General features: G+C 60.0%; 14 protein-coding genes and 1 pseudogene. 7 read left to right on the plus strand and 8 right to left on the minus strand.

Going from position 1 to position 19,272, the window contains the following annotated elements; genetic code table 11:
• Positions 1 to 95: 95 nt before the first annotated feature.
• The gene (locus tag AB7933_RS27555; protein WP_024077202.1) at positions 96 to 659 is read right to left on the minus strand and encodes an NAD(P)H nitroreductase; all 564 of its coding nucleotides are present in this window, start codon (positions 657 to 659) and stop codon (positions 96 to 98) included.
• Positions 660 to 799: 140 nt separating this feature from the next.
• On the opposite strand from AB7933_RS27555, the gene AB7933_RS27560 reads away from it, so the two are divergent.
• The 5 genes and pseudogenes from AB7933_RS27560 to AB7933_RS27580 form a co-directional block, all read left to right on the plus strand.
• A complete protein-coding gene (locus tag AB7933_RS27560; RefSeq protein WP_024077203.1) occupies positions 800 to 2,227 on the plus strand; it encodes a di-heme oxidoredictase family protein in 1,428 nt (475 codons plus the stop codon).
• Between the two features lie 31 nt (positions 2,228 to 2,258).
• The gene (locus tag AB7933_RS27565; RefSeq protein ID WP_024077204.1) at positions 2,259 to 3,323 is read left to right on the plus strand and encodes an imelysin family protein; all 1,065 of its coding nucleotides are present in this window, start codon (positions 2,259 to 2,261) and stop codon (positions 3,321 to 3,323) included.
• 2 nt (positions 3,324 to 3,325) lie between these two features.
• Positions 3,326 to 4,423, plus strand: a complete 1,098-nt coding sequence (locus tag AB7933_RS27570; protein ID WP_041161011.1) for a DUF1513 domain-containing protein — start codon at positions 3,326 to 3,328, stop codon at positions 4,421 to 4,423.
• Between the two features lie 192 nt (positions 4,424 to 4,615).
• The gene (locus tag AB7933_RS27575; protein ID WP_024077206.1) at positions 4,616 to 5,761 is read left to right on the plus strand and encodes an efflux RND transporter periplasmic adaptor subunit; all 1,146 of its coding nucleotides are present in this window, start codon (positions 4,616 to 4,618) and stop codon (positions 5,759 to 5,761) included.
• A pseudogene (locus tag AB7933_RS27580) lies at positions 5,758 to 8,775 on the plus strand (multidrug efflux RND transporter permease subunit); the annotation flags it as partial. The gene AB7933_RS27575 and the pseudogene AB7933_RS27580, both read left to right, overlap by 4 nt.
• Positions 8,776 to 9,415: 640 nt before the next feature.
• Here the strand turns inward: AB7933_RS27580 and AB7933_RS27585 are convergent.
• From AB7933_RS27585 to colR, 5 genes are all read right to left on the minus strand, one after another.
• A complete protein-coding gene (locus AB7933_RS27585; RefSeq protein WP_024077208.1) occupies positions 9,416 to 9,643 on the minus strand; it encodes a hypothetical protein in 228 nt (75 codons plus the stop codon).
• Positions 9,640 to 10,359: a lipopolysaccharide kinase InaA family protein gene (locus tag AB7933_RS27590; protein WP_024077209.1), complete on the minus strand. Its 720-nt coding sequence runs from the start codon at positions 10,357 to 10,359 to the stop codon at positions 9,640 to 9,642. The genes AB7933_RS27585 and AB7933_RS27590 overlap by 4 nt, the downstream gene beginning before the upstream one ends.
• Before the next feature lie 4 nt (positions 10,360 to 10,363).
• Positions 10,364 to 11,044: a class I SAM-dependent methyltransferase gene (locus AB7933_RS27595; protein ID WP_024077210.1), complete on the minus strand. Its 681-nt coding sequence runs from the start codon at positions 11,042 to 11,044 to the stop codon at positions 10,364 to 10,366.
• 188 nt (positions 11,045 to 11,232) lie between these two features.
• Positions 11,233 to 12,513 carry a sensor histidine kinase gene (locus tag AB7933_RS27600; protein ID WP_024077211.1) on the minus strand — a complete coding sequence of 427 codons (1,281 nt, stop codon included), beginning with the start codon at positions 12,511 to 12,513 and terminating at the stop codon, positions 11,233 to 11,235.
• Positions 12,503 to 13,186, minus strand: a complete 684-nt coding sequence (gene colR / locus AB7933_RS27605; RefSeq protein WP_016975511.1) for a two-component system response regulator ColR — start codon at positions 13,184 to 13,186, stop codon at positions 12,503 to 12,505. Before colR ends, AB7933_RS27600 begins: the two co-directional genes overlap by 11 nt.
• A gap of 201 nt (positions 13,187 to 13,387) precedes the next feature.
• On the opposite strand from colR, the gene AB7933_RS27610 reads away from it, so the two are divergent.
• Positions 13,388 to 15,337 carry an LTA synthase family protein gene (locus AB7933_RS27610; RefSeq protein ID WP_024077212.1) on the plus strand — a complete coding sequence of 650 codons (1,950 nt, stop codon included), beginning with the start codon at positions 13,388 to 13,390 and terminating at the stop codon, positions 15,335 to 15,337.
• Between the two features lie 49 nt (positions 15,338 to 15,386).
• A complete protein-coding gene (locus AB7933_RS27615) occupies positions 15,387 to 16,124 on the plus strand; it encodes a phosphatase PAP2 family protein (protein ID WP_024077213.1) in 738 nt (245 codons plus the stop codon).
• Positions 16,125 to 16,429: 305 nt separating this feature from the next.
• Here AB7933_RS27615 and AB7933_RS27620 read toward each other — a convergent pair whose 3' ends face one another.
• The gene (locus tag AB7933_RS27620) at positions 16,430 to 17,455 is read right to left on the minus strand and encodes an IS110 family transposase (protein ID WP_024074122.1); all 1,026 of its coding nucleotides are present in this window, start codon (positions 17,453 to 17,455) and stop codon (positions 16,430 to 16,432) included.
• A 125-nt stretch (positions 17,456 to 17,580) separates the two neighbouring features.
• Positions 17,581 to 19,227 (minus strand): chaperonin GroEL, encoded by a 1,647-nt coding sequence (groL, locus tag AB7933_RS27625; RefSeq protein ID WP_024077214.1) that lies wholly within the window; start codon positions 19,225 to 19,227, stop codon positions 17,581 to 17,583.
• Positions 19,228 to 19,272 lie beyond the last annotated feature (45 nt).

The following is a 19,272-nucleotide window of genomic DNA, read 5'->3' on the forward strand; positions in this document are numbered from 1 at the left end:
GCCCCCGATGGCTGAGTGTCAGTCAACTTATCTATAAATGACACACCGCTATCGGGGGCAAGCCCCCTCCCACATTTGGATCACACTTGCTTGCCTTAAAGACCGGTCCAGGCGCTGACAAACTGCGTCAGGTCTTCTTTAGCTGCCGTACGCGGCGGATTCTGCGGTGTACCCAAATAGAGGAAGCCAATCACTTCCTCATCCGCCGTCAGCCCCAGGCCCTTGGCCACGTGGGCCGAGTACGACAACTCACCCGTGCGCCACACCGCACCAATCCCCTGGGCATAGGCCGCCAGCAGAATGCCGTGGGCTGCACAAGCCGCCGCCAGCAACTGCTCCGATTTCGGCACCTTGAAGTGTTCCTGCAGGCGAGCAATCACCACCACCACCAGCGGCGCGCGCAACGGGCCATTCTGGGCCTTGTCGATCAGCGCTTGCGGTGCGTCGGGGTCCTGCAGGCGCGCGGCTTCGGCCAGCAACGTGCCCATCTGCTCACGGGCGGCGCCTTCGACAGTCAGGAAACGCCAAGGGCGCAACTGGCCATGGTCGGGCGCACGCATGGCGGCGGCGAACAGCACATCGCGCTGCTCCTGGGTCGGTGCAGGCTCCAGCAAGCGCGGCACGGAAACACGGTTGAGCAAAGCGTCGAGAGCCTGCATTGGCCACCTCCAGAAAAAAATGTGCGGTCATTCTAACGGGAATGAATCGGGATGCCATCAAACGATAATTGCTCTTATTCAAACTGCCCCGCCCTGTTAGACTTTGCGACCTGATTTTCAGCCTTCGTCCGGGAAACTCGATGTTCCGTCCGCTATTCCGCCTGTCTGCCGCATTAATGGCCTTGAGCCTGACCGCGTGCGACGACGCCCCGCACTTCACCCAGGCCGAGCCCGGTGAAGCACGAGCCGGCGGCGCGACGACGGTGAATAAACGCGACCAGAACGCGTTCTCCCTGCCCTCGGCCAACCTGGCGCCGACCCGTCGCCTGGATTTCAGCGTCGGCAACAGTTTCTTCCGCAGCCCCTGGGTGATCGCGCCCTCCACCACCACCGCGCGCGATGGCCTGGGCCCGCTGTTCAATACCAATGCCTGCCAGAACTGCCATATCAAGGACGGCCGTGGCCACCCACCGTTGCCCGATGCGCCGAATGCGGTGTCGATGCTGGTGCGCCTGTCGATCCCGGATACGCCGCCTTACGCCAAGGTGATCGAGCAGCTCGGCGTCGTGCCCGAACCGGTCTACGGCGGGCAATTGCAGGATATGGCCGTGCCTGGGGTGGTGCCGGAAGGCAAGGTGCGGGTCGACTACACGCCGGTCAATGTGACGTTCAAGGACGGTACCGTGGTCGAGTTGCGCAAGCCGGACCTGCGCATCACCCAGCTCGGCTACGGGCCGATGCACCCCGATACGCGTGTTTCCGCGCGTATCGCCCCGCCGATGATCGGCCTGGGGTTGCTCGAAGCCATCCCTGATGCGGATATCCTGCGCAACACCGACCCGAAGACCGCCGCCAAAGGCGCCATCGTCGGCCGGGCCAATTGGGTCTGGGACGATGCCCAGCGCAAGACCGTCCTCGGGCGTTTCGGCTGGAAAGCCGGGCAACCCAATCTCAATCAACAAAATGTTCACGCATTTTCCGGTGATATGGGCCTCACGACCTCCCTGAGGCCCTTCGATGACTGCACCGACGCCCAAGTGGCTTGCAAACAGGCGCCCAACGGCAACGGCCCCGATGGCGAACCCGAAGTCAGCGACAATATCCTGCGCCTGGTGCTGTTCTACACCCGCAACCTTGCCGTGCCCGCACGCCGCGACGTCAATGCGCCGCAAGTCCTGGCCGGGAAAAACCTGTTTTACCAGGCCGGTTGCCAGGGCTGTCATGCTCCGGCCTTCACCACGGCGGCCAACGCCGCCGAACCTGAACTGGCCAACCAGGTGATCCGCCCCTACAGCGACCTGCTGTTGCACGACATGGGCGAAGGCCTGGCCGATCACCGTACCGAATTCAAGGCCAGCGGCCGCGACTGGCGCACCCCGCCGTTGTGGGGCATCGGCCTGACGCAAACCGTCAGTGGCCACACCCAGTTCTTGCATGACGGCCGCGCCCGCAACCTGCTGGAGGCCGTGCTCTGGCACGGCGGTGAAGCACAGGCGGCGCAGCAGCATGTGTTGTCCTTCAATGCCGAACAGCGCGCTGCGTTGCTGGCGTTCCTGAACTCTTTATAAGCGTCACCCCCATTACAGAAGGGAGCTCGACATGTTCCGTCCCAAGTTGTTGTTCACCAGCCTGGCCGCCCTCGCCCTCGGCGCCTGCTCGCCTCAAGACCCGCAAGCCGTGACCTCGGCGGCGATCGCCAAGCAAGTGATCCTGCCAACGTATAGCCGCTGGGTCGAAGCCGACCGTCAACTGGCCGTCAGCGCCCTGGCCTACTGCCAAGGCAAAGAAAGCCTGGATACCGCGCGCGCCGACTTCCTTCACGCGCAAAAGGCCTGGGCCGAGTTGCAACCGCTGCTGATCGGCCCACTGGCCGAGGGCAACCGTTCGTGGCAGGTGCAGTTCTGGCCAGACAAGAAAAACCTGGTGGGCCGCCAGGTCGAGCAACTGGTCAGCACCCAGCCACAGATCGATGCGGCCACCCTGGCCAAGTCCAGCGTAGTGGTGCAGGGCCTGTCGGCCTATGAATACATCCTCTACGACGCCAAGACCGACCTCGCCGACGACGCGCAGAAAGCCCGTTACTGCCCGCTGCTGGTGGCGATTGGCGAGCGCCAGAAAGCCCTGGCCGAAGAGATCCTGGCCAGCTGGAACAGCACCGACGGCATGCTCGCGCAGATGAGCAAGTTTCCGAACCAGCGCTATGCCGACTCCCACGAAGCCATCGCCGACCTGTTGCGTGCGCAGGTTACCGCCCTGGACACCCTGAAGAAAAAACTTGGCACCCCGATGGGCCGCCAGACCAAGGGCATTGCGCAACCGTTCCAGGCCGATATGTGGCGCAGCCAATCCTCCCTGCAAAGCCTGGAAGCCAGCCTGGCCGCCGCCCAGACCGTATGGGTCGGGGTCGACAACAAGGGCCTGCGTGGCCTGTTGCCGTCAGCGCAGAAGCCATTGGCCGACAAGATCGACGCCGCCTATGCCGCCGCCCTGAAACTGTTCGCCAGCAACCAGCACACGCTGAACGAACTGTTGGCCGATGACGCCGGCCGCCAGCAGCTTAACGATATCTATGACAGCCTCAATGTCGTCCACCGCCTGCACGAAGGCGAACTGGCCAAGGCGCTGGGCATCCAACTGGGCTTCAACGCCAACGACGGTGACTGATGATGCTCAGGCGACAAGCTTTGGCGATGGGTAGCCTGCTGCTCAGCGCAGTGACGTTGGGTGGCTGGACGTTGTTCAAGCAGAAGGACAAGGGCCCACTGCTGCTGTCGGCACGCGATGATGCAGACGGCAAGCACTACGCCGTGGGCTATCGCCTGGACGGCCAGCGGGTGTTTGCCACCCAGGTCGGCCAGCGCTGCCACGACATCATCAACCACCCGACGCTGCCGATAGCGCTGTTCGTCGCCCGTCGCCCGGGCACCGAGAGTTACCTGATCGACCTGCGCAACGGCGCGCTGCTGCAAACTGTCACCTCCCATGCCAATCGCCACTTCTATGGCCATGCGGTGATCCACAAGAGCGGCGACTGGTTGTACGCCACCGAGAACGACACGTCCGACCCCGGCCGTGGCCTGCTCGGTGTCTACAGGTTCGAAGGCGAGCGCCTGGTGCACAGCGGTGAGCTATCCACCCACGGTATCGGCCCGCACCAGGTGTCGTGGATGCCCGACGGCGAAACCCTGGTCGTCGCCAACGGCGGCATTCGCACCGAAGCCGAAAGCCGCGTGGAGATGAACCTCAATGCCATGGAACCGAGCCTGGTGCTGATGCAGCGCGACGGTACGCTGATCAGCAAAGAAACCCTCGGGCAGCAGATGAACAGCGTGCGCCATATGGGCATCGCCAATGATGGCACCGTCCTTACCGGGCAACAGTTCATGGGGCCGTCCCAGGAGCGTTCCGAGTTGCTGGCGATCAAGCGCCCAGGGCAACCGTTCGTGGCGTTTCCAGTGGCGGATGAACAGTTGCAGGCAATGGGTCATTACACCGCCAGCGTCGCGGTGCACAGTGAGTTGCGCCTGGTGGCATTGACCGCCCCACGGGGTAACCGCTTCTTTATCTGGGACATCGACAGCGCTGAACTGCGCCTGGACGCTCCGTTGCCGGACTGCGCCGGTGTCGGGCCGGTGGCGGATGGGTTTGTCGTCACGTCAGGCCAAGGCCGTTGCCGCTTTTACGATTGCCGCCAGAAAGAGTTGCTAGCAAAACCGTTGGAGTTGCCGGCTGGGCTCTGGGATAACCATCTCCACCTGATCTGACGCCGCTCTCGGCAGAATGCTCACATACCCGCTGGCGGCACTGCCTGGCGGGTATATTCCTACAAGAAGCAGAAAGGCTTCCTTCTTCTGATAGCTATATGCCCTTCATCCAAAGGGGATTTTTCGGCTTACCCGCCCCTACGGCCCTAATAACAATCGACGCCTTCGTCATTGTTACCCAAGGAGCCATCTATGCCTGGCCGCCGCATGCTCGCGATGCTTGGTGTCGTTCTCGTCGTGGTATCGATGCTAGCGGGCTACAAAGCGTTCTGGATCAACCAACAACTGGCACGTCTGAATGCCCCCAAGCCGCCCGCCAGCGTATCGGTGGCACCGGTCGTCACGCAGCTCTGGCAGCGCCAACTGCCGGCGGCTGGCAGTCTCAAAGCGCTTAAGGGAATCGATCTGAGTATCGAAGTGCCTGGTGTCGTCACGCAGGTGCATTTCGAGTCCGGACAAGCCGTTACAGCCGGGCAATCCTTGTTGCAATTGGAAAACCAGATGGAGACGGCCCAGCGGGACATCGCCCTGGCAAACCGTAGCCTGGCCCGACAGAATTTCGAGCGCGGCCAGATGCTGGTGGACAGTCAGGCGATCTCAAAAGGTGAGTTTGATCGGCTCTCCTCCGAGTTCAATCGACACAATGCGCTGGTCAAGCAGTACACCGCAGCGCTGGAAAAGAAACATATCACCGCCCCTTTCAGTGGCACCATCGGCATTCGCCAGGTCAATATCGGCGACTACCTGCAAAGCACGGCAGTGATCGCAAGCCTGCAAGACACCAGCAGCCTTTACGTCGACTTCCACGTACCCGAGCAAGCGGTCCAGTTCATTGAAATCGGCCAATCAGTACAGGTTGAAGTTTCTGCACGCCCCGGGCAGCACACCCTTGGCCTGGTCAGCGCCATCAACCCCATCGTCGATGACAGTACCCGGAATGTCAGGGTCCGGGCGACCCTGCCCAACCCGCACAACCGTTTACTGCCGGGCATGTTCGCCAGTTTGCAGGTGCAACTGGCACAGCCAACGCCGCAGGTCGTCGTTCCTGAGGAGTCAATCAGCTATAGCCCTGCTGGCCAGTATGTCTATGTTGTATCGCCACACGAGGCTGCCCCTGAAACCGCCGGTACGGTACTGACCGCCGAACAACGCCCGGTAGAGACCGGCGAGCGGCGCAATGGCCAGGTGATCATCACCAGGGGGTTGGCGCCCGGTGAACAGGTGGTCACCGCGGGCCAACTCAAGCTCAAACATGGCGCCCCCGTCATCGTCAGCGCCGACAGGAACCTGTCGCCGCACGCCCCGCTCTTCTCTGGCGACAACGGTGCCGCACCATGAGATTTACCGATCTGTTTATTCGCCGCCCGGTACTCGCCATGGTGGTCAGCCTGTTGATCCTGTTGCTGGGGCTGCAGGGCTACCACCAATTACCCCTGCGCCAATACCCGCAAATGGAAAATGCCCAGATCACCGTGACGACCCTGTACCCGGGAGCCAACGCCGAAACTATTCAGAGCCTTGTCACGCAGCCACTTCAGAAAAGCCTGGCAGGCGCTGAAGGCATCGACTACATGAAGTCCACGAGCCGCCAGAATGTCTCGGTGATTACTCTGCACAGCCGTACCGGCGCCGACAGCGATCGCTTGTTTACCGAGTTGCTGGCCAAGATCAACGAAGTGCGCAACCAACTGCCCCGCGAGGCGCAAGACCCGGTACTGAGCAAAGTCGCGACGGATACGACCGCCTTGATGTACCTGAGCTTCTCCAGCAATACGATGAGTAGCGCCCAAGTCGCCGACTACCTGCAACGGGTGGTACAACCCCGACTGTCGACGCTGCCCGGCATGGCAGACGCAGAAATCATCGGCAATCAAACCCGCGCCATGCGCCTGTGGCTGGACCCCATCAGGCTCGCCGGCTTCGGCTTGAGCGCCAGCGACGTGAGCCAGGCCGTCAATAGCTACAACGTGCAGTCGACAGCCGGTGAGGTCACGGGTGCCTATGTCGTCACCGGCGTCCATGCCAATACGCTGCTGCGCACGGCCGAGGATTTCGAGGCGATCACCTTGAAAAGTACGAATGACAGCCAGGTTCGCCTCGGTGACGTGGCACGGGTGGAGATCGGGGCGGAAAACTACAACAGTTTCAGTTCATTCAATGGCATGCCTGCCACCTATATCAGCATCAAGCCTGCACCGGACGCCAACCCTCTTGAGCTCGGCGAGCAGGTGCGTGAGTTCATTCTCGCGCTGCAATCACAGCTGCCGCCCGATCTGGCGGCCGATATTGCCTTTGACTCCACGCAGTTTATCCAAGCCTCCCTCGACGAAGTCGTGACCACGCTGCTGGAGGCCGTACTGATCGTGGTGATCGTGGTGTTCCTGTTCCTGGGCACACTGCGCTCGGTGATTATTCCCATCGTCACCATCCCCTTATCCTTGATCGGGGTGATGTTTTTCATGCAACTGATGGGCTATTCCATCAACGGCCTGACGCTGTTGGCCATGGTCTTGGCCATCGGGCTGGTGGTGGATGACGCCATTGTGGTGATGGAAAACATTCATCGGCACATTGAAAATGGCTGGCCCCCCTTCAAGGCCGCGATCATAGGGGCTCGGGAAGTATGCGCCCCGGTCATCGCCATGACGATTACGCTCGCGGCGGTCTATGCCCCCATCGGTTTTTTGCAGGGGCTGACGGGCTCGCTGTTCAAGGAGTTTGCCTTGACCCTGGCCGGGGCCGTGGTGATATCCGGCATCGTGGCACTGACCCTGTCACCGATGATGTGCACACTGTTGCTACGCAAGGGGAAGCCTTCCCAAGGGTTCGCACTGACGCTGGATCGCATTTTCGAACGCCTGAAACAGCGTTATCTACGCCTCCTGCAAGAGGTGCTGAATGCACGCCCGGTCGTACTGGTGTTCGCTATGATCGTTCTGCTCCTGATCCCGGCGATGCTCATGTTCACGCCTTCACAGCTGGCGCCGGATGAGGACAAAGGCGTTGTCTTTATGCTCACCCAAGCGCCGCAAGCCTCCAACCTCGCCTATTTGAACGCCCACACCAAGGACTTCACGTCGCTGTTCGAGACACTCGCCGAGTATCAGGGGTCGTTCCAGATCAACGGCCTGAACGGCGCGCAATCGGGCATCGGCGGCTTCCTGCTCAAACCCTGGGGGGAACGTGAGCGTACTTCGATGCAGATACTGGAACAGTTGCGCGAGAAACTGGACAGCATTCCCGGCCTTCAGGTACTTGCCTTCAACCTGCCCGCCCTACCGGGCACCGGTGAAGGCCTGCCCTTCGGTTTCGTGATCAGTACGCCCGGCGATCATCAGTCACTGCTCGATGTAGCGGAACGGGTCAAACAACGCGCCATCGACTCAGGAAAATTCGCTTACGTCGACATCGACCTGGCCTTCGACCGGCCAGAAGTCGTGATCGACATTGACCGAAACAAGGCGTCACAGATGGGTGTTTCAATGCAAGACCTGGGGCTGACCTTGTCGACACTGCTGGCGGAGACAGAAATCAACCGATTCAGCATGGATGGCCGTCATTACAAAGTGATTGCCCAAGTCGAACAAGCGTTCCGAAACACGCCAGACTGGCTGAACCACTACTACGTCAAAAACGCCAAAGGACAGTTGCTGCCCCTGTCCACGCTGATCACGGTGTCCGAACAGAAAGCACGACCACGCCAGCTCAATCAGTTCCAACAAATGAACTCAGTACTGATCGCGGGTTTCCCGATTGTCAGCATGGGCGACGCCATCGACACCCTGCGCGACATTGCGCAAGAGGAAGCCCCACCCGGTTTTACCTTTGACTACAGCAACGCCACGCGTCAGTTCGTTCAGGAAGGCGGCGCGTTATGGGGCAGCTTTGGCCTGGCACTGGCGATCATCGGCCTGGTACTGGCCGCCCAGTTTGAGAGCTTTCGCGACCCACTGGTGATTCTGGTCAGCGTACCGCTGTCGGTCTGCGGGGCGTTGGTCGCCCTGTTCCTGGGATGGTCGAGCCTGAACATCTATACACAGATAGGCTTGGTCACGCTGATTGGCCTGATCAGCAAACATGGAATCCTGATCGTCGAATTCGCCAACCAGTTGCGCCGAGAGCAGGGGTTAACGATTCGCGAAGCTGTCGAACAAGCCGCCGCTACGCGTCTGCGTCCGATTCTGATGACCACCCTCGCCACCGTCCTGGGCGTCGTGCCGTTGATCCTGGCCAGCGGTGCCGGGGCGGTCAGCCGATTCGATATCGGCCTGGTGATTGCCACCGGCATGTCCGTGGGCACCCTGTTCACCTTATTTGTACTGCCCTGCATCTACACCCTGCTGGCAAAACCCGGAATGCTACCCGGCAGTATCTTACCGCTGCCGGTGTATCCCTCACCCTTCGGAGGCTACGGCCGGCTTGAGATCCTTCCTCAAGCGCCGCCGCTACTCGGCCATGCGCTGCCGGCCCCCCTGCCAGGCCTGTCAACATTGCCAGCGGCCCCCCCTGGGAAAGACGGAGTAACGTTTCGATTCGTCGGCCCCAATCCGTCCAAGGAACCGGAAGGTGCCATGCCGACGCAGGTTGATCGTAGGGGGTGTGGTGCGGCTGATCGCCCTGCCACGGGCGGATTACACGGCCTTTTCTATCTACCTGCTGATCCCGGTCTTTTCCAGGCCCAAACCGCCAGAGAGTGTCCTCGTGGCGATGGCCGTCGAGCAGCCCAGGCAACCACGCTGACCATCAGTGAGTACACGGAAGGCCTTGAAGGGCGTGAACCTGAGTCTGGTGATTGCGCAGGCAATCAAGGATATGCAGCTCGAGTCCGGGCAGATAGTGAAGAGCCGCCAACCGCGGGTACCACTCGATAGCGCCGTCGAAAGCACCGCCACAGCCAAGCTGGTTGTGCTTCGCGCAACGCGCCATGCCTGGTGCACACCCCAAAAAAAAGGGCCTCGCATCGCAAGGCCCTTTCCGGGGGTTTCAATCGTTTCAACTTTGCGGCCTCATCCCTTGAGACATTCCAAACATAAACAGCAGTAACTCGTGGTCAGGCTTGACCGCCACACTCGCCTTGGCGACGCGCGGCAACAGGCATTGCCCGCCGCTTTGCACCGCGCTGAGTACTTGTGTGCGAGGTTGTTCCCAGGCGACCAGGGCCAAGGCTGCAATGCCCAATGCCCCCACCAGGAACAGACCTCGTGCTATTTCTAGCTTCATTTGGTTAAACCCTTGATAGCGCTGCCAAACGCCGTCTCGTAAAAGTAGCTGAGTTTTTCCCAGTCGCTATCGCTCCACGACGAATGGCGGCGCAATTGCAGCATATCGTGGGACGCTGCCCGATAGGCGGTCAGGCGCTGGCGACACTTTTCAAAATCCAGCAATGCCACTTCCACGGTGGCCGAGTCGCCTTCGCCGGTGACCCGCGCAAAAATGTGCTTGATGTACAGGCAACCATGTTGCCAGCGCCCCTTGTGCATACGCGCCAGGGTTGTCGCCACTTCCTTGAGCAGGCGCTCATGGACTACTTCGCCGTACTGTTCACGGCCACCGGCGGCGTACCACTTTTCGATTTCATCGAAGCCATCCAGCGAAGCGGTCACCAACAATGCCTTCCATTGGTGCTCCGGATCACGACGTGCCTCGCAGAACACCATTTCCGGTACGCGCACATTCAGCAAGCGCAGGCCCTTGAGGGCATCGCGCTCGCGCAACACGGTGGGACGTCCAAAAGGATGCAGCCAACTGCGGTAGATATGCCCGGTCTGACGTTTGCTGTAGAGCAAGCGCCCATTGGGGCCCACCACCCGCTGCACACCACTTTCACCACCGCGCCGACGATTGGGCTCTTCGACCCATTCGCCCTGCTGGCGCCAGAAATAATCAAATCGCTCTTCGGGAGCTACGTGACTGCCTGCTACGCACTCAACTGCCATCCTGTTACCTCTTGCGCAATACGTACACCCGCCACATGGCGTAGAGCGGGATGAAGTCCAGGGATTCCTGAACACGGAAACCGGCCTGCTCAAACTCTGCCTCAACAGTAGCAGCCGGTAACACAAATCGGTTTTGGTAACCTTCCTGCTCACCTTTCTTACGACGTTTTACTTCGGCACGCTTACGTTTCCAGGCCTTGAAGTTGCCATCCACCCACAGCGAGATGATCACGCTGTCGCGGGTTACACGCTGAAATTCGCGCAGTATCGCCAGCCTGTGCTCAGGATCACCAATGTGATGCATCAAGCGCATACAGAAGATGCTATCGACCGAGTTATCGGGTAAATCGATATCGAAGGCAGATGTCTGCAAGGGTCGTACCCGTTTGACCACGTCCGCCGGTTGCGCGTGCATCGCAACCTTCAACATCGACTCCGAATTGTCGGCACCGATAATCACGCGGTTGGGTTTTTCGGCCAGCAGCGGCCAGAAGCGCCCAGCCCCGCAAGGCAAGTCCAGAACCAGCCCCGGTTCACCGGCCATGGCCAGTGCGCCGCGCGCCAATTGCTCGTCACGTTTGTGGGACAACCGGCGAGCCAAATTGTCCTGATGCTTGAGCAAATAATTCTGCGCATGCTGATCGTCGTATTTTTCAGAAAATTCGAGCTTGATCGGGGTAGGCATCGCTGATCTCCAGTTACTGATGCCTACAACCTTAGGCAGCTAACTGTGATCAACAGGTCAACCAAGTGTGAAAAACTTGTCCTGTCCAATCTCATACATTTCAAAATTTTACAGATACAGTCAGTAGCACGGGGCCATCTTCGCCGAACAGCGGGGAATCTGCCGCAGCATAGCGGCAGGGTGGGCGGTCAAGGTTTGACCTGGCTCAACTCGACATGAAAGCGGCAACCGTTGGGTTCCATGGTGCTCAGGCTGACGCTCCAGCCCTGGTTCTCACAGATGCGCTGCACCAGGGACAAGCCCAGGCCAAGGCCTTCGCCGCGCTTCTCGCTGCCACGCACAAAAGGTTCGAACATCGCCTCGCGCTTGTCTTCGGGAATGCCAACACCGGAATCCTCCACCACGAAACCACTGGGCTCCAGCGTGAGGCGGATAAAGCCCCGTTCGGTGTAATGCAGGGCGTTGCGCAACAGGTTGCCCATCACCGCGTGCAGGAAGGTGGTGTTGTAGCGGGTGTCCAGGGGGTTGCCCGGTTGATAGATCAACTCCAGCCCCTTTTGCTCGATAGGTTCGCGCCAGATGCCCAGCAAATCGTCCGCCACCTGGGTGAGGGTCACCCGCGGCGACATGGTGGCATCGTTGTGCTGGGCGCGTGCCAGCATCAGGAAGGTCTGGACCAGCTCGCGCATTTCTTCACAGGCCCGTGCGATGCGCAGCACCTGGTTACGGCCGCGCTGGTCGATGGCCGGGTTTTCCAACAGCAGTTCGCAGGAACTGGCCAGTACCATCAAGGGTGTGCGCAACTCGTGGCTGACATCGCTGGTGAACAACTGCTCACGGGACAATGCCTGGCGCAGACGGCCCAACGTGGCATCAAAGGCCACTGCCAACTCGCCCACTTCATCGGCGGCATAATCCGGCGCCAAGGGCGGCGCCAGGCCGAGCAACTGGTCGCGATGGCGAACCTGGCGCGCCAGTCGCACCACCGGGGCCATGACCTTGCGGGCCAACACCCAGCCGAGGAAGACTGCCAGTGCCAGGCTGAGCACGAAGCCCACCAGCACCACGGCAAACAACACGCGCTCACGTTCCTCGAAGTCACTCTGGTCTTGCAGCAGCACATAGCGCCGGCCATCCACCACTTCGACCATGGCGTGATACGACAGCGCCTCGCGGAACACTTCATGGAACCCCGGCTCCAGGTGCCGCAGGTCCTTGGGTAGCTCAAAGTCCCCGCGCCCGCCGCTGAAATAGAACAGCTGGTCCGGCTCGGGTCGGTGGCTCCAGTCTTCGACGCTGTCCATCAGCAGCAGGCGCTGCAGATCGCCGCCCAGGCCAGCCGATATCAGCTTCTCTTCCACCAGGTGCACCGTCGCGACGATGCCCATGGCGAAGGCCCCCGCTACCAATGCGCTCATCAAGGCAAAGGCGATGATGATGCGCTGGGCAAGGCTCTGCTTAAACTCCATCACGACCCTCGGCCAGGCGGTAACCCACGCCGTGCACGGTTTGCAGCAATGGCTTGGCGAACGGTTTATCGATCACCTGGCGCAACTGGTGGACGTGACTGCGCAGGCTGTCACTGTCCGGGCAATCGTCGCCCCACAGCGCTTCTTCGAGAATTTCCCGACGCAGCACGTGAGGGCTTTTCTGCATCAATACCGCCAGCAGCTTCAGGCCCACCGGGTTGAGTTTGAGCAGGCGCCCTTCGCGGGTGACTTCCAGGGTATCGAGGTCGTAATGCAAGTCGGCCACCTGCAGGGCCCGCCGCCCACCACCCTGGGCACGGCGCAGCACGGCTTCAATGCGGGCAGCCAGCTCCGACAGGGCGAACGGCTTGAGCAGATAGTCATCGGCGCCGGACTTGAAGCCCTGCAGCCGGTCATCCAGCTGGTCACGGGCGGTGAGCATGATCACCGGCGTATCACGCCGCGCGTCTTCGCGCAGGCGTTTGCACAGGGTGTAGCCATCGATGCCAGGCAGCATGATGTCGAGCACGATCAGGTCGTAATGCTCGGTGGCGGCCAGGTGCAGGCCCGATAAACCGTCCTGCGCGCAGTCCACGGTGTAGCCCTTGAGGCCCAGGTAATCCGCCAGGTTGGCCAGAATATCGCGGTTGTCTTCAACCAATAAAATTCGCATGGGCAGTGTCTCCGTACTTTCGTGACGACCGTGTTGGCTCGCGCAGCTTAAGGCCAAGTGGGACGCAGGGATAGAGCTGAGGGGCGCGTCGATAAAGGTTTTCAACCGATTAAATAAACCAACGAGTTTTTCACTATAGCTTCACAAACTGACTACAGTGTCAGGCCGAAGATCGCCACCCATTGATATAAGGAAGATGACATGGGGTTTCTCAAAACAGCGCCTATGCGCTATCTGCTGCTGGTAACGGGTACCTGGCTGGTTATTTTCCTGCTCACACGCAGTGTGCTGCTCGTCACTCACCTGGATGAAGTCGGCGGCAATCTGCTGCCAGTGTTCGGCGTGGGTTTGCTGTACGACCTGGGTTTCCTGACCTACGCCGCCCTGCCCTTGGGCTTGTACCTGCTGCTGTGCCCACCGGCGCTGTGGCGTCGCCGCGGTCACCGTTGGTTCCTGCAAGCGGTGCTCACCATCAGCGTGTTTGCAATGCTGTTTACCTCAGTGGCCGAATGGCTGTTCTGGGATGAATTCGGCGTGCGCTTCAACTTTATCGCCGTCGACTACCTGGTGTATTCCAACGAGGTATTGAATAACCTGCTGGAGTCCTACCCGATCGGCAAGTTGCTCAGCTTGCTGGCAATGCTCGCCATCGTGCTGAGCCTGGCCTTGCGCAAACCGTTCAATGCCGCGCTGAACGCACCACTGCCGCCGATGCGTGGCCGCCTGCTGAATGCCCTGGCGTTGCTGGTCGTCGCCGGTCTGAGCCTGCAACTGATCAGCCAGGACAGCCCACGCGCCCAGGGCGGCAATGCCTACATGAACGAACTGGCGAGCAATGGCCCCTATCAGTTCTTCGCCGCGTTCCGTAACAACGAGCTGGATTACTCGCAGTTCTATAAAAGCCTGTCGACCGACGTGGTGGCCAAGCAATTGCGCGCCGAACTCAGCGAACCGAATGCCCGTTTTATCGGCCAGGACCCGCTGGATGTCCGCCGCGCCATCACCAACCCAGGCACGTTGCGCAAACCCAATATCGTGCTGGTGACCATTGAAAGCTTCAGCGCCAAGTACATGGGCAGCAATGGCGACGGGCGCAACCTTACGCCCAACCTCGATGCACTGCGCCAACAAAGCCTGTATTTCAATAACTTCTACGCCACCGGTACCCGCACCGATCGAGGCCTGGAGGCGATCACCCTGGCGATTCCACCGACGCCCGGGCGCTCTATCGTCAAGCGCATTGGCCGTGAAAGCGGTTTCGCCAGCCTGGGCCAGCAGCTCAGTGCCATCGGTTATGACAGCGTGTTTGTCTACGGCGGCCGTGGCTACTTCGACAACATGAACGCATTCTTCAGCGGTAACGGTTATCGCGTGGTCGACCAGAGCAGCGTGCCCGAATCGGAAATCTCCTTCAAAAACGCCTGGGGCATGGCTGACGAGGACCTCTACAAACAAACCTTGAAGCTGGCTGATGCCGACTACGCCAAGCAACAGCCGTTCTTGCTGCAACTGATGACCACTTCCAACCATCGCCCCTACACCTACCCGGACGGGCGCATCGATATCAAATCCGGCAATGGCCGCGACGGCGCAGTGAAGTACACCGACCACGCCATCGGCCAGTTCCTGGAAGCTGCACGCCAGAAACCCTGGTTCGATAACACCATCTTCGTGTTCGTCGCCGACCACACCGCCGGCAGCGCGGGCAAGGAAGACCTGCCCATCATCAACTACCAGATTCCGCTGTTCATCTATGCACCCAAGCTGATCGACGCCCGGGAAAACGCGCAACTGGCCAGCCAGATCGACCTCGCGCCAACCCTGCTGGGCCTGATCAACCTGAGCTACGAGTCAACCTTCTTCGGCCGCAACCTGTTGCAAGACAACCCATTGCCACCTCGGGTAGTGGTCGGCAACTACCAGCACCTGGGGTTATTCGACGGCAAGGACCTGGCGATCCTCAGCCCACGCCAGGGCCTGCGCCGCCACGACCAGGCCCTGGGTGAGAGCCAGGAACTGCGGGTCGGCAGTGATGATCCGCTGATCCAGCGCGCGATTACCTACTACCAGGCCGCGAGCTACGGCTTCAAACAACAGTTGCTGGGCTGGAGGGCACCCAAGGACGAGGCCCCGGCACTGAGCACGCGCTAACCAAAACGTCCCGTACCGCTGAGTACGGGACTTTTTTCCAGGGTTCACCATGCCATCCACCTCTGCAGTGCCGGTTTCCAAACCTCTCAATTTCTGGCTGTGCCTGGGCATCCCCGCCGTGGCTGCGCTCCTGATGCTGTTGCTGGAGCTGACATCGCTGGACATGGACCTCGCCAAGCGCTTCTACAACGCGGCGGACGGCGGCTTCATCGGCCGCTACAGCTTCTTCCTCGAAGACATCCTGCATGACCGCGCTAAACAGCTGGTGATCCTGTTTTCAGTGCTGGCAATTCTGGGGCTTATCGGCACGTTCATCCTGCAACGGCTCAAGCCGTACCGCCGCGAGCTGGTGTGCCTGGTGCTGTCCCTGGGCCTGGCCACCGCCTTCGTCTCGCCGTTGAAAACCATCACTGCCGTACAGTGCCCCTGGAGCCTCAAGGAATTCGGCGGCCAGGAAACCTATAGCGAACTGCTCAGCCCACGCCCACCCACCGACAAACCCGGGCGCTGCTGGCCGGGCGGTCATGCGGCTACCGGGTTTGCCCTGTTCGCCTGGTTCTTTGCACTACGGGATCGGCGGCCGCGGATGGCGCGCAAGGCGTTCATCTTTGCTGTTGCGCTGGGTAGCGTTTTTTCAGTGAGCCGCATGCTGCAAGGCGCGCACTTCTTTTCCCATAACGTATGGACGGCGATTTTCTGCTGGCTGATCTGCCTGGGGCTGTACTGCCTGTTGCTCTATCGGCCATCACGCGTTGAGGCGGCAAATACTCAGGCAGTGAATCCGTAGACCGGCTCATTCACTCAACCGCCGGCGTTTCCTGAGGGCCATAAAAAATCTATGGTCCCCCCCATTTTTGCAATACTGATTAACGGGCGATGTGGTTGGCTTGCTTAAATCTATCCGGCGTCTGTTTGGGGCTTGCCCCAGCGCCACGATGAGAGTCGCGCCTGACGATCCTTAAAAGCCCGTCGGCTTCTGAAGCCGATTTTTATGTCAGGATCTTCGCCAGGCCGGTAGGCCGTTCACGTCATCCGTTGTTCAGCTATCGCAAAACCTGAAGGGTGAATTGTGGTACTGCAACAACCGCAGGGTCAGGCGTTCAAGGCGTCTGGCCCTGCTTCATATTGCGCATGGTGAGCCGCTATCGCCCAAGCGATACGCGCCAGTTTGTTGGCCAGGGCACAGGCCACCACATTCGAGTGTCGTCGGCGCAGCAGCGCTCGCACCCAGTCGGCCAAAGCCCCCTTCTGATGATCCAGCCTCTGCATGTAAACCCTGGAGCATTGCACCAGCAGTTGCCGCAGGTGCTTGTCACCCCGCTTGCTGATCCCCAACAAATTGGCTTTGCCGCCCGTGCTGTACTGTCGCGGCACCAAGCCCACTGAAGCCGCAAAATCGCGACTGCATCGGTATTGCTTGCCATCGCCCATTTCTACAGCCAGAAGGCTGGCGGTGATCGGACCGACACACGGCATGCTAAGCAAACGGCTCCCCAGATCATCGTCGGCCAGCTGGCAAGCCAGTTGTTTGTCCAGTTCCTTGATCTGTTCATCCAGGTAAACGAAGTGATCGTGCAGGCGTTGCAACAGCACTGTCAGCCGCACAGGCAGCTCATGCTCGGCCAAAACAGCTGCCAAACGCTTCATGATGGCTGAGCCTTTGGGCAGGCTGATGCCAAATTCCAGCAGGAAACCGTGCATCTGATTGGCTGTCTTGGTGCGGTCATGCACCAACGACTCGCGCATGCGATGCAGGACAGACAGGGTTTGCTGAGACTCGGTTTTAGGCGTAACGAAGCGCATGGACGGACGGGAAGCCGCCTCGCAAATGGCCTCTGCGTCGATAAAGTCATTTTTGTTGCCCTTGACGAAAGGGCGGACAAACTGCGGTGAAATCAACTTGGTCGTATGCCCCATCGCCGCAAGCTGACGGGCGATGAAGTGAGAGCCGGCACAGGCTTCCGTTACCACGACGCAGCTCGGCAAGTTGCCGAAGAACCGCATCATCTGCGCTCGCGAGAGCTTTTTGCGAAACACCTCGCGGCCCGATTTGTCTTGGCCCAGAAGGTGGAAATTATGTTTGCCGAGATCGATCCCGATCAGTGCTGACTCGCTCATGATGATGGCCTCCAAAAACAAAACACCCTGCGAAAGCGTAGCCCTCGCAGGGTGTGGGGGTGACCATCTCATTACCCCGCCTGCATCGCTGCAGGCGGGGTTTTTATTAGCCGGGTAAGACTGGCTTACATCATGCCGCCCATGCCACCCATGCCGCCCATGTCTGGCATACCGCCGCCAGCCTGGCCTTCTTTCTTCGGTAGATCAGCGATCGCTGCTTCGGTGGTCAGGATCAGACCGCCGATGGAGGATGCCGCTTGCAGCGCGGAACGAGTCACCTTGGTAGGGTCCAGGATGCCCATTTCGATCATGTCGCCATACACGCCAGTCGCAGCGTTGTAACCGTAGTTACCTTTGCCGTTCTTGACTTCGTTGACCACTACGCTTGGCTCGTCGCCGGAGTTCGCAGCGATCTGACGCAGCGGAGCTTCAACAGCACGACGCAGCACAGCGATACCGACGTTCTGGTCAGCGTTGTCGCCGGTCAGGTCAGTCAGGGCTTCCAGAGCACGGATCAGCGCAACGCCACCGCCAGGTACCACGCCTTCTTCAACGGCTGCGCGAGTTGCGTGCAGGGCGTCTTCAACGCGGGCTTTCTTCTCTTTCATTTCAACTTCGGAACCCGCGCCAACCTTGATCACTGCAACGCCGCCGGACAGCTTGGCCAGACGCTCTTGCAGTTTTTCACGGTCGTAGTCGGAGGAAGTTTCGGCCACCTGGGCGCGGATCTGAGTGATACGCGACTGGATGTCCTGGTCTACGCCAGCACCGTCAACGATGATGGTGTTTTCCTTGGAGATGGTCACGCGCTTGGCGCTACCCAGGTTTTCCAGAGTGGCGCTTTCCAGGCTCAGGCCGATCTCTTCGGAGATAACGGTACCGCCGGTCAGGACGGCGATGTCCTGCAGCATGGCCTTGCGACGGTCGCCGAAGCCTGGAGCCTTGACGGCTGCAACTTTGACGATGCCACGCATGTTGTTTACAACCAGCGTCGCCAGGGCTTCGCCTTCAACGTCTTCGGAAACGATCAGCAGTGGGCGGCCAGCTTTGGCAACGGCTTCCAGCACTGGCAGCATTTCGCGGATGTTGGAGATTTTCTTGTCGACCAGCAGGATCAGCGGGCTGTCCAGCTCGGCAACCATGGTTTCTGGCTTGTTGACGAAGTACGGGGACAGGTAGCCACGGTCGAACTGCATGCCTTCAACAACCGACAGTTCGTTTTCCAGGCCAGTGCCTTCTTCAACGGTGATCACGCCTTCTTTACCGACTTTTTCCATGGCTTCGGCAATGATGTCGCCGATGGAGCTGTCGGAGTTGGCGGAGATGGTGCCTACCTGAGCGATAGCCTTGGTGTCAGCGCAAGGCTTGGACAGTTTTTTCAGCTCGGCGACGATAGCGATGGTCGCCTTGTCGATGCCGCGCTTGAGGTCCATCGGGTTCATGCCGGCAGCGACGGCCTTGTAGCCTTCGTTGACGATTGCCTGAGCCAGAACGGTGGCGGTAGTGGTGCCGTCGCCTGCGTCATCGTTGGCACGGGAGGCAACGTCTTTGACCAGCTGCGCGCCCATGTTTTCGAAACGGTCTTCCAGTTCGATTTCTTTAGCGACGGAAACGCCGTCCTTGGTGATGGTCGGAGCGCCGAAGCTCTTCTCGATGATCACGTTACGGCCTTTCGGGCCCAGGGTCGCTTTTACTGCGTCAGACAGGACGTTGACACCAACGAGCATTTTCTTGCGGGCGGAATCGCCGAATTTAACTTCTTTAGCAGCCATGATCGATATTCCTTAAATACTTTGTAGTAACGGGAAAATGAGCGG

Origin of the sequence: Pseudomonas gorinensis (assembly GCF_042015035.1) — a bacterium.
GTDB lineage: Bacteria > Pseudomonadota > Gammaproteobacteria > Pseudomonadales > Pseudomonadaceae > Aquipseudomonas > Aquipseudomonas gorinensis.